Here is a 10,036-nt window from a genome sequence, read left to right on the forward strand (position 1 = left end):
GTTTCAGCCAAAAGGCTTTCCGGCTCTTTCTGGTCGCCGGTCGCGAAGATGTGGGTGCGTGCATTGGAGAATTCTGGTCGGGAATGATGCCAGCGGCATTATCGCGAACGATTCTCAATTACAATAATTATTCCCGTCCCAACCGCAGAAAAACGGCCATGGTCCGGACCCGACCATGGCCGTTTTTTCGTGCTGCCCGCTATCGATTAACCTACCGGTTTGCAGCGCAACAGGCGCTCAATAGTCCCAGACGGCGGGAACCGCGCGAAAGGCATCCCCCGCGACTGCCACATGATAGATCGACGGAAACGGCAGGTGCGTCGCGACAAAGGCCTCACGGGTCTCGGCGAACTCGCGCAGGAGATTGACGCGAACGCGGGCCGATTCCTCGGGATCGTGCTCGAAACCATTGTACCAGTCCGGCTGATCGAAACCGACCTGGAAGATCGCGTCGCCGACGAAGGTCAGCCGCTCGCCCGCCGACGCGACGCGGACCATGCAATGCCCGGGGGTATGGCCGCCGGTAAGCTGGGCGGTGACGCCGGGCGCCACCTCGACTTCGGTTTCGAAGGTGCGGATCTGGTATCCATATTGGTCCATGAAGCGCTTTGCGGCGGCGCGAAGCGCGTCCGGGAAACCAGCGGGCATCACGGTCCGCGAGAAGTCGGGCTCCTTCCAGAACTCGACCTCGGCCGCCGCGACATGAACGCGCAGGTCCGGGCGCAGCCGTTCGTGCGTACCTTCGATAATCAATCCGCCGATATGATCCATGTGCATGTGGGTCACCACCACGTCGGTGATCGACGCGAGCGGGATTCCCGCCGCCTCCAGCCGCTGCACCAGTCGCCCGGCCTTTTCCAGCTTGAGATTCGGATCCATGCCGAGACCGGCATCGACGAGAATGACCTGGTCGCCGCTCCGCACGACGAGGATGTTGAGCGGCCATTCGGCCACCTCGTGCGGCAGGAACTGGTCATCCAGCCAGGCATCGAGGACCTCGGGCTCGACATTATGCGCCAGAACATGCGCCGGGATCGGCAGCACGCCGTCGCTGATCACGAGCACGTCGATGTCGCCGACCTGCAGCGCGTAACGCGACGGGACCGGCTCATCGAGGGCCGATGTGCTGGAATGCGCGATAGTGTCCAAAATCATGTTGCTCTCCTTGCGTTGCGTTAGGGAGAACAAGGGATCGCGCCTTTGCCTGGCTGGCGCCATCCTACGCGCCGACAGGTTATACTGCCTGATGGGCAGCCCGACCTGCACCTTGGCACAGGTTCCGCAACTGCAACGCGGGCGCGCGGGGATGCGGGCGCGTGGGAGCGACGCAACGGGTGGCATCACACATTTCGTCATTTGAAGGAAGGTGGCGGAGACGGAGGGATTCGAACCCTCGGTACCGGATTTACCAGTACGACGGTTTAGCAAACCGTTGGTTTCAGCCACTCACCCACGTCTCCGCATGGTCTGCCGCGCTAACGGCAGTCTGGCCTAGGCGGGTCGCTATAGCCATGCACTTCGCGCCCCGCAACGCCAAAGATTGCGCATTTTTGACGTCGTGACGGGCATTTCATCGCCAAATCGATTCGGTCTGGCGTAAATTCGACTCGGGTCATCGCCGGTTCATTGCCCGCACGCGAAAGCGAGTCATGATTAACGCAGATTTCGGCGCCGGAGCGCCACATGATTTTTGGGGGTCCACCATGCGGAAAACAATCACCCGCCTTACCGTCGCCGTGATGGCATCGCTCGGCCTTGCGCTGGCGCCGCTTCCTGCGGCGGCACAGATGCGCGAAGTCGATCCCAACAGCACGACGATCGATTCCGATATCGATAACCCCGCGCCGCCGCCCGCGACGAGCGAGACATACAGCGAGCCGTCGTACGACAGCGATCTCGCTACCGGCGACCAGCAGACGAGCGAAACGCCGCCGGTCGGTAGTTCGGCGACGACGGGTGATGTCTCGGCGACCACCGTCGCCGCGGCGCCCGGTTCAACTTACAAGAAGGACGACCTGATCGGTGCGGCGGAAGGCGTGTTCGGCAAGGGCGCGCAAGGCCTCGCTGGGATGATCGAGGACATATTGAAAAAGCAGGGCGAGCCCAATGCCTATATCGTCGGCCGCGAAGCCGGCGGCGCGCTTGTCCTCGGCGTTCGTTACGGCTCAGGCACCCTCCATCACAAGATCGAGGGCGAATTGCCGGCTTACTGGACCGGCCCGTCGATTGGCTTCGATGCCGGTGCGAACGCTGGCAACACCTTTGTGCTCGTCTACAATCTCTTCGACAGCGAGGATCTCTACAAGCGCTTCCCCGCCGGCGAAGGCGCCGCCTATCTGATTGGCGGTTTCAACGCGAGTTACCTGCGCCGTGGCGATGTAGTGCTGATCCCGATCCGCGTCGGCGTTGGCGCACGGCTGTGCGTAAACGCCGGCTATATGAAGTTCCGAAAGAAGCAGAACTGGGTGCCCTTCTAAGACACGACCCGTTTGCCACGGGGGCGACAGCCCGCGCTTCGGCGCGGGCTTTTTCTTGGCTTCCTCCAACGAACATGACGGCTATCCGGGACGGCTAACCGCCCGTGATCGAGAGCAGAGGATAGCGTTCGGCCCAGCGCTTCGATGACAAACGCTCCTGAAAGATCGTCCGTTTTTCGCCCGCGAACGCAGGGGTCGGGCGCAGCCGCAATGCGAACAGATCGTCGAGTCCGCAAGGCGCACAGATCGCGATACCGTTGCCGTCGAGACGCGCGGCCACGGCGGTTGCCGTCTCGGGCCAGTGCCTCATCGCGCCCGCCACCGATCCATAGGGCGCGTCGCCGTTACGGCGATGCATCCGAGCCTGATTTTTGACCGACCACCGGAACGTCGGCAGCCGCTCTCCGAGATTCCGCTCAATGTCACGATCGACCTGACTGTCGGACATCTCTGGGGCGAACCAGATCACATCGACATCGCCGGCCGGAAAGGTCGATGGGCGACCATGCAGGTGATCCCACACGGCATCCCGAATGAAACCCGCGCCAATCCAGCAATCGGGAAGTTCGAGTGCCGCGACGCCCGCCAACGCTGCCATTCGAGGGGAATCGGAGGCCAGAAGCGTCTCCAGTACTTCGCGCTGGTCCATGCTCATTCGGAGTCAGTCGCCATCGAAAGCGATCAGGGTTTCGCAGACAAGGCCCGCACTCGCGAGGCGTTTCGATCCGCCGAGGTCCGGCAGGTCGATGACGAACAGCGCTGCGGCGACCTCGGCCCCGACACTCCGCATCAATTCCGCCGTGGCGAGGATCGTCCCGCCCGTCGCGAGCAGGTCGTCGACCAGCACGACACGATGCCCCGGCAGCACCGCGCCTTCGTGGAGTTCGAGGCGGTCGACGCCATATTCGAGCTCATAGTCGACGCCGATCGTGACGCCGGGCAGCTTGCCGGCCTTGCGTACAGGAACAAGGCCGAGCCCCATCGCGGTCGCCATCGCGGCCCCGAACAGGAAGCCGCGCGCTTCGACCGCGACGATGAGGTCGGGACGATGCACGGCGGCAAGTACGCTCAGCCGGCGCACGCTTTCGGCAAAGCCCGCCGCGTCGCCGATCAGCGTCGTGATATCGCGAAACTGGATGCCCGGCTTCGGAAAGTCCGGGATGGTACGGACGAGCGACGCAAGGTCGAGGTCCGGCCGATGCGGGAGGGCGATCATGAAGGCCGCCCTCCCCGGCTCATCAATGCTTCTTGTCGGCCCAGATATTCCGGTACGACAGATAGGTCAGCACGGTGAAGATCAGCAGGAAGAAGAAGACTGCATAACCCACCTGGATGCGCTTGATCAGCTTCGGCTCGGCGGTCCAGACGAGGAACGCGGTCACGTCCTTTGCCATCTGGTCGACCGTCGCCTTGGTGCCGTCGGCATAGGTAACCTGATTGGGAGCCAGCGGCGGTGCCATCGCGAGATTGAGGTTCGCGAAATAGGGGTTGTAGTGCAGCCCGGTGCCCGGCTGCAGTTCTGCCGGCAGGTTCTTCGGCGGGTTCTGGAACCCGGTCAGCAGCGAATAGACATAGTCCTTGCCGCCTTCGCGCGCCTTGGTGATCAGCGAAAGATCCGGCGGCAGCGCGTTATTGTTCGCGGCGCGGGCAGCCGTTTCGTTCGCATAGGGCGACGGGAAATAATCCGACGGCAGGCCGTCGCGCGTCGCCGGTTCACCCGTGTCGGGGTTGATCGACGGGACCTGGAAGCCCTTGGCGAAGGTCTTGATCTGGCCATCGGTGTAACCAAAGTCCGCGATGTCGCGGAACGCGACATGGTGCAGGCTGTGGCAGGCCGAGCAGACTTCCTTGTACACCTGCATGCCGCGCTGCAACTGCGCCTTGTCCCAATGCGGCAGGACAATGCCGTCGCTGGCCAGCTTCAGATGGCGAGGGTGCTTGTGGAACGAGTGAGCGACATTCTCTTCATTGCTGAGCGGCGTCGTGAGAATCGCGAGCACCAGCGCGGTAATGAAACCGAGACCGACGAGAAATCCGAGCGGGCGAACCATGGCTGTATCAGCTCCTGTTAAAGTCCGGCGCTCAGGCCGTTGCCGAAGCCGACGAGGTGTCGGTGGCGTGTTTGGCGAGGACCGCTTCGGTGATCGAATTCGGCATCGGAAGCGGGCGTTCGATCCGCGACACGATCGGCAGGATCACCAGGAAGTGCGCGAAATAATAGATCGCACCGATCTGGCTGAGAATCACCCACGGCTGTTCCGCCGGCTGCATGCCGCACCAACCGAGCAGGAGCACGTCGACGACGAGGATCCAGAAGAATATCCGGTACAGCGGACGATAGTTCGACGACTTGATCGGCGAGCTGTCGAGCCACGGCAGGAAGAACAGCAGCGCGATCGAGCCGAACATCGCGATGACACCCCACAGCTTCGCGTCGATCCACAGGAAGTTGAAGGTGAAGGCCTTCAGGATCGCGTAGAAGGGCAGGAAATACCATTCGGGAACGATATGTGCCGGGGTCGAGAGCGAGTTCGCCGGGATATAATTGTCGGCGTGGCCGAGCGCGTTCGGGCTGAAGAAGGTCAGCGCGACGAAGATCAGCAGGAAGACGCCGACGCCGAAACCGTCCTTTGCGGTATAATAGGGGTGGAACGGGACAGTGTCCTGCTCGTCCTTCACCTCGATGCCGGTCGGGTTCGACGAACCCGGGATGTGCAGCGCCCAGATGTGCAGGATGATGACACCCAGGATCACGAACGGCAGCAGATAGTGCAGCGAGAAGAAGCGATTGAGCGTAGCATTGTCGGGGACGAAGCCGCCGAGCAGCCATTCGCGCACCGGCTCGCCAACGAGCGGTATCGCCGAGAAGAAGCCGGTGATCACCTGCGCCCCCCAGAAGCTCATCTGGCCCCACGGCAGCACATAGCCCATGAAGGCGGTCGCCATCATCAGCAGGAAGATCACGACGCCGAGCAGCCACACCATTTCGCGCGGCGCCTTGTACGAACCGTAATAAAGGCCGCGGAAAATGTGCAGATAAACGACGATGAAGAACATGCTCGCGCCGTTCATATGCGCGTAGCGGATGAACCAGCCGGCGTTCACGTCGCGCATGATGTGCTCGACCGAATTGAACGCGACGCCCGCATTGGCGGCATAATGCATCGCCAGCACGATACCGGTGATGATCTGGATCATCAGCGCGGCGCCGGCGAGGACGCCGAAGTTCCAGAAATAATTGAGGTTGCGCGGCACCGGATAACCGGGACCGGTGGCATTATAGACGAGGCGCGGAATCGGCAGCTTCTCGTCCATCCACTTCATCAGCGGATGCGTCGGCTCATAGGGTTTGGCCCAGGGAAAGCTCATCTTATCTCGCTCCTCAGCCGATCGTCACGACGGTGTCGCTGGTGAATTCATAGGGCGGCACAACCAGATTCTTGGGTGCCGGGCCCTTACGGATGCGCGCCGCGGTGTCATAGTGCGAACCGTGGCACGGGCAGAAATAACCGCCGAAATCGCCCTTGTTCTCGCCTTCGGCAGCACCGAGCGGCACGCAGCCGAGGTGAGTGCAGACGCCGAGCGTGATCAGCCAGTTTTCCTTGCCGGGCTTGGTACGCTGGTCGATCGTTTCGGGATCGCGGAGGTCGCCCAGCGGAACGGCCTTGGCTTCGGCGATTTCCTTGGCGACAAGGTTGCGCACGAACACCGGCTGCTTGCGCCAGCTGGTCTTGATCGCCTGGCCGGGCTGGATCGCCGAAATGTCGATTTCGGTCGTCGACAGCGCGAGCACGTCGGCCGACGGGTTCATCTGGTTGAGCAGCGGCAACACCACCGCAACCGCCCCGACACCAGCGAAACTCACTGCCGCGATATTGATGAAATCCCGGCGCCGCACGCCATCTTCGATGCCGGCGTTGAGTTCAGATTCACTGGCCATTCGACTGCCCTTGCATGGGTGAACTAACAAATCTCCCGGAAAGGCAGGCCGCCCCGATTGCGCGCGCACAAAATGGCGCGCCCCGGCGGCCCCTCCGGGAATTGCGGGCCTGATAGCCGCACATCCGGGGCTTGCCAACAGTCAATTTCCGCTTCTTTGACTGTACCAAGATGCCGCGGCGAAGCCCCTCGATTCCGGAGGCCGCCCCGGCTATGGCTGCCCCATGGAAATCGCCCTGTTTCAGCCGGATATCGCGGGCAATGTCGGCACCACGCTACGCACCGCTGCCTGTTTCGGCGCGCCCGCACATATTATCGAGCCGTGCGGTTTTCCTTTCTCCGACGGGGGGCTGAAACGCGCCGGAATGGATTATGCCGTGCGCGCCAATGTGCGGCGGCATGCCGACTGGCCGGCCTTCCGCGACTGGAGCATCGGCGCAGGCCGCCGGATCGTGCTGCTGACCACGGCAGGCGCGACTCCCCTTCCCGCCTTTTCGTTCGAACCCGGCGATATACTGTTGCTCGGTGCCGAATCTTCGGGAGTCCCGCCCCACGTCCACGACGCGGCGGCGGCGCGGGTCGCGATTCCGATGCAGGCGGGCTTTCGCTCCTTGAATGTCGCGGTCGCGGCTGGCATCGCGCTCGCCGAGGCTCTCAGGCAAACGAAAGGCTTTCCGGCATGATCTCGCTCGACCCGCAACAACAGACGGCGCGTACCTGGTTCGAATCGCTTCGGACACGCATCTGCGCCGAATTCGAGGCGATCGAGGCCGAGGCGGGCAGCGACGCGCACTTTGAATATACGCCGTGGGATCGCGAGGCCGAAGGGCTGGAGCCGGGCGAAGGCGGCGGCGGCGTGCGCGGAGTGATGACGGGCAAGGTGTTCGAAAAGGTCGGGGTCAACGTCTCGACCGTCGCGGGCGAGTTTGCACCCGACTTCGCCGGGTCGATCCACGGTGCGGGCGAGGATCCGAGCTTCTTTGCCACGGGAATCAGCCTCGTCGCGCATATGGCGAACCCGCATGTCCCCGCGGTGCACATGAACACGCGTTTCCTCGCGACGACAAAGCGCTGGTTCGGCGGCGGCGCCGACCTCAACCCGCCGATTCCCTATGCCGAGGATACCGACGCTTTCCATGCACGGCTGCGTGCCGCCTGCGCGCCCTTTGGCCCCGATGTTTACGAGCGCTATGCCAAATGGGCCGAGGATTATTTCTATATCCCGCACCGCGGTGTCCATCGCGGCGTCGGCGGCATCTTCTACGATCATCTCGAATGCGGCGACGATGCGGAGTTCGACCGCAACTTCCAGTTGACGCAAGCAGTGGGCGAGGCCTTCCTCGACGTCTTTCCGCAGATCGTGCGACGCCGGATGGGCCTCCCTTTCACCGAGGCGGAGCGCGACGCACAACTGATCTGGCGCGGCCGTTATGCCGAATTCAACCTCGTCTATGATCGCGGCACGCTTTTCGGCCTCAAGACGGGCGGCAACATCGACGCGATCCTGATGAGCCTGCCGCCGCTCGCCAAATGGAACTGACATAAGAAGGGCGCACCACGTCGGACGCGCCCCATCCATTCCCTTGTTCGCGTTAGCTCAGGTAAAGACCTGGCTTACATCGGTATGCCCCAGCGAGCGATAGATGCCGCCCGGGATCGCGACCGTGAAATAGGCCATCGGAATGCTGATCAATATGGTCATCAAGATTACCGTCCCGAATCCGGGAACACCCCCGCCCATCACGAGCGACTGCATGCTCGAACCGACGATCAGACCGAGGATGATGGCGAGCACCAGAAGCACCGCGCCGATCAGCAGAAAATAGCCGACGATCCGCCACTGGCCTTCCGATGTCATCGCCCAGCTGCGCTTCATTGCCTCGAACGGCAGGATTTCCTGACGATCCGCCATCGACGGAGCGGTGCAGCACAGGCGCGCCGCAAGCCAGAGCATGAGAAAGCCGATCAGGACCACGATCATGAGGCCGATGCCCCCGCCGGCTGCGCCGCCGCCCATCATCGGCGCCATGCCGCTGAGAGCATAGGAGCCGAATACCGCCATCAGCAGGAAAACGATCATCAGAAAGCCGAACAGCGCGGGGTACATGACGACGAAATAAAGCAGTACGATCAAAACGAACGGGAACGCAAGCCATGGCGAAATAGCATAGCCCAGCACGCCCGCGACGATCAGCGTCACGATCAGCATCCCGACAAGCGCGAGCGCGGCAAGCACACCGAAACGAAGCCCGCCGGCCAGGTCATCGCCGCCGGTCCCGAGACCAAGCCGCCACGAGGTAAAATAGCTCCCGAACTGGAGAACATAGGACAATAGCGAGACCGCGAGCAGGCCAAGCCCCATGCCAGCCATCATCGAAGGGTCTCTCATCATCGCCGGATTGAGCGCGTTCGACATCGGATTGCCGACGATGATCCACTGTAGCGCCAAGGGTATCAGGATGCCGATGCCGATCAACGCTATCGCATGATTGGCGGCGTTGCCGCTAAAAAAGCCGGTCGCATTGGACCATGCCTGACCGATATTGAACCGATTCATTGCTCTTCTCCCCCTGAATTGAGACTCCCGAAATGCGACCCAGGATTATGCAAATACGCTCCCGTCGGCGCGAACGGTCAATTGGCGGTAGATCGACGCGATGACTGCCGTGTTGAGCAACCCGAAGCCCGCCGAGACCGCCGAATTGATCGCGCTGGCGATCACATGGCCGGCCGATCCCTGCGTCCCGAACAGGCTGGTGACACCGCCGACGATCGCCGAAACGACGAACAGCACGATCATGAACAGGATGACGAAGAAGGCGATGCGCCAGCCATTACCCTCGGTCATCTGCCAGCTGCCCTGCAGCGCGGCGACCGGATTCTTGAGTTCGCGGTCGGCGAGCAGCGGATAGACGGCAGCAAATCGACCGATGAGGTAAATTGCCGGTATGATCAGCAGCAGAAAGGCGATGCCGAAGAGGAACGACTGGATCACGAAGATGGCGACCAGCGTCGGAATCATCACGAACGCAAAGGTCAACGCTTCACCGACACTCGTTCCCGCCCGCGCAAGCCATAGCCGCAGGATCGCAACCGAGCCGAGCGTCGATGCAACCGCGATTCCCAAAAGCCAGGGAACCTGCTGCCGCAGATCGGCCATCATCAGCCCGGCAAGTTGGTCGGGCGTCGCATTGGCGGGCGGTGCAAGCGGCGCAGGGCCCAACAGCGCCAGCGCCATGCCCGGCAGGAAAAAGAAGATGCCCGCAAGGATGCCGGTCAACGGAAGATGGGCTTTCACGAGCGTCGTCGCATCGTCCCACGCCGCGCCCATGTCGAATTTTGCCATTGATACCCCACCATTTTCTGTTTCCGGACCAGAATGAAACTGACGATCTTCGGCGCCGATGTCCAGTCCCGTCGCCAATCGATCGCCTGCCCCTTGCGCGGCACGCCGCGCCGCGCCAGATAGCCCGCACGATGAGCCTTCTTCCTGCGCCCGAATGGACGGTCACGTCCGGCCTGACCGATTATGCCGCCGCGCTCGCCGACATGGAGGCGCGCGCCGCCGCGATAACCGCGGAGGATGCGGGCGAACGCATCTGGCTGCTCGAGCATCCGCC

The 10,036-nt window shown here is 62.4% G+C and carries 11 protein-coding genes and 1 tRNA gene; 3 read left to right on the forward strand and 9 right to left on the reverse strand.

From position 1 onward, the window contains the following. Positions 1-237: 237 nt before the first annotated feature. Both VGD20_RS03610 and VGD20_RS03615 read right to left on the reverse strand, forming a co-directional pair. Positions 238-1,155 (reverse strand): MBL fold metallo-hydrolase, encoded by a 918-nt coding sequence (locus tag VGD20_RS03610; protein ID WP_331133139.1) that lies wholly within the window; start codon positions 1,153-1,155, stop codon positions 238-240. A gap of 212 nt (positions 1,156-1,367) precedes the next feature. Continuing rightward, positions 1,368-1,460, reverse strand: a tRNA-Ser gene (locus VGD20_RS03615). Between the two features lie 243 nt (positions 1,461-1,703). On the opposite strand from VGD20_RS03615, the gene VGD20_RS03620 reads away from it, so the two are divergent. Continuing rightward, the gene (locus VGD20_RS03620) at positions 1,704-2,477 is read left to right on the forward strand and encodes a DUF1134 domain-containing protein (RefSeq protein ID WP_331133140.1); all 774 of its coding nucleotides are present in this window, start codon (positions 1,704-1,706) and stop codon (positions 2,475-2,477) included. Between the two features lie 94 nt (positions 2,478-2,571). Here VGD20_RS03620 and VGD20_RS03625 read toward each other — a convergent pair whose 3' ends face one another. The 5 genes from VGD20_RS03625 to petA are packed head-to-tail and all read right to left on the reverse strand — an operon-like array spanning position 2,572 to position 6,417. Continuing rightward, positions 2,572-3,126 (reverse strand): nucleotidyltransferase family protein, encoded by a 555-nt coding sequence (locus tag VGD20_RS03625; protein WP_331133141.1) that lies wholly within the window; start codon positions 3,124-3,126, stop codon positions 2,572-2,574. A 12-nt stretch (positions 3,127-3,138) separates the two neighbouring features. After that, positions 3,139-3,693 (reverse strand): adenine phosphoribosyltransferase, encoded by a 555-nt coding sequence (locus VGD20_RS03630; protein ID WP_331133142.1) that lies wholly within the window; start codon positions 3,691-3,693, stop codon positions 3,139-3,141. A gap of 22 nt (positions 3,694-3,715) precedes the next feature. Beyond that, entirely contained in the window at positions 3,716-4,528 is an 813-nt protein-coding gene (locus VGD20_RS03635) for a cytochrome c1 (protein WP_331133143.1), read from the reverse strand. A 31-nt stretch (positions 4,529-4,559) separates the two neighbouring features. Next, positions 4,560-5,846 (reverse strand): cytochrome b/b6, encoded by a 1,287-nt coding sequence (locus VGD20_RS03640; RefSeq protein ID WP_331133144.1) that lies wholly within the window; start codon positions 5,844-5,846, stop codon positions 4,560-4,562. 13 nt (positions 5,847-5,859) lie between these two features. Further along, positions 5,860-6,417: a ubiquinol-cytochrome c reductase iron-sulfur subunit gene (gene petA, locus VGD20_RS03645; protein ID WP_058803594.1), complete on the reverse strand. Its 558-nt coding sequence runs from the start codon at positions 6,415-6,417 to the stop codon at positions 5,860-5,862. A gap of 223 nt (positions 6,418-6,640) precedes the next feature. Here petA and VGD20_RS03650 point away from each other — a divergent pair, with 223 nt between their 5' ends. Together VGD20_RS03650 and hemF are read left to right on the forward strand one after the other, a co-directional pair. Further along, complete coding sequence (locus tag VGD20_RS03650; protein WP_331133145.1) at positions 6,641-7,099, forward strand: tRNA (cytidine(34)-2'-O)-methyltransferase; 459 nt, start codon at positions 6,641-6,643, stop codon at positions 7,097-7,099. Then, on the forward strand, positions 7,096-7,956 hold the full coding sequence (gene hemF / locus VGD20_RS03655) for an oxygen-dependent coproporphyrinogen oxidase (protein ID WP_331133146.1): 861 nt from the start codon (positions 7,096-7,098) through the stop codon (positions 7,954-7,956). Before VGD20_RS03650 ends, hemF begins: the two co-directional genes overlap by 4 nt. A gap of 57 nt (positions 7,957-8,013) precedes the next feature. Here hemF and VGD20_RS03660 read toward each other — a convergent pair whose 3' ends face one another. Continuing rightward, entirely contained in the window at positions 8,014-8,973 is a 960-nt protein-coding gene (locus tag VGD20_RS03660) for a glycerophosphoryl diester phosphodiesterase membrane domain-containing protein (protein WP_331133147.1), read from the reverse strand. Between the two features lie 45 nt (positions 8,974-9,018). Beyond that, the gene (locus tag VGD20_RS03665) at positions 9,019-9,762 is read right to left on the reverse strand and encodes a hypothetical protein (protein ID WP_331133148.1); all 744 of its coding nucleotides are present in this window, start codon (positions 9,760-9,762) and stop codon (positions 9,019-9,021) included. Positions 9,763-10,036 lie beyond the last annotated feature (274 nt).

Origin of the sequence: Sphingopyxis sp., from assembly GCF_036402335.1 — a bacterium.
Lineage (GTDB): Bacteria > Pseudomonadota > Alphaproteobacteria > Sphingomonadales > Sphingomonadaceae > Sphingopyxis.

What these genes read in the sequence shown, in the direction of transcription:
- VGD20_RS03620 (WP_331133140.1), top strand. Translation starts at nt 1,704, where the DNA reads ATGCGGAAAACAATCACCCGCCTTACCGTCGCCGTGATGGCATCGCTC.
- hemF (WP_331133146.1), top strand. Translation starts at nt 7,096, where the DNA reads ATGATCTCGCTCGACCCGCAACAACAGACGGCGCGTACCTGGTTCGAA.
- VGD20_RS03640 (WP_331133144.1), bottom strand. Translation starts at nt 5,846, where the DNA reads ATGAGCTTTCCCTGGGCCAAACCCTATGAGCCGACGCATCCGCTGATG.
- VGD20_RS03630 (WP_331133142.1), bottom strand. Translation starts at nt 3,693, where the DNA reads ATGATCGCCCTCCCGCATCGGCCGGACCTCGACCTTGCGTCGCTCGTC.
- VGD20_RS03660 (WP_331133147.1), bottom strand. Translation starts at nt 8,973, where the DNA reads ATGAATCGGTTCAATATCGGTCAGGCATGGTCCAATGCGACCGGCTTT.
- VGD20_RS03635 (WP_331133143.1), bottom strand. Translation starts at nt 4,528, where the DNA reads ATGGTTCGCCCGCTCGGATTTCTCGTCGGTCTCGGTTTCATTACCGCG.
- VGD20_RS03650 (WP_331133145.1), top strand. Translation starts at nt 6,641, where the DNA reads ATGGAAATCGCCCTGTTTCAGCCGGATATCGCGGGCAATGTCGGCACC.
- VGD20_RS03665 (WP_331133148.1), bottom strand. Translation starts at nt 9,762, where the DNA reads ATGGCAAAATTCGACATGGGCGCGGCGTGGGACGATGCGACGACGCTC.
- VGD20_RS03610 (WP_331133139.1), bottom strand. Translation starts at nt 1,155, where the DNA reads ATGATTTTGGACACTATCGCGCATTCCAGCACATCGGCCCTCGATGAG.
- VGD20_RS03625 (WP_331133141.1), bottom strand. Translation starts at nt 3,126, where the DNA reads ATGGACCAGCGCGAAGTACTGGAGACGCTTCTGGCCTCCGATTCCCCT.
- petA (WP_058803594.1), bottom strand. Translation starts at nt 6,417, where the DNA reads ATGGCCAGTGAATCTGAACTCAACGCCGGCATCGAAGATGGCGTGCGG.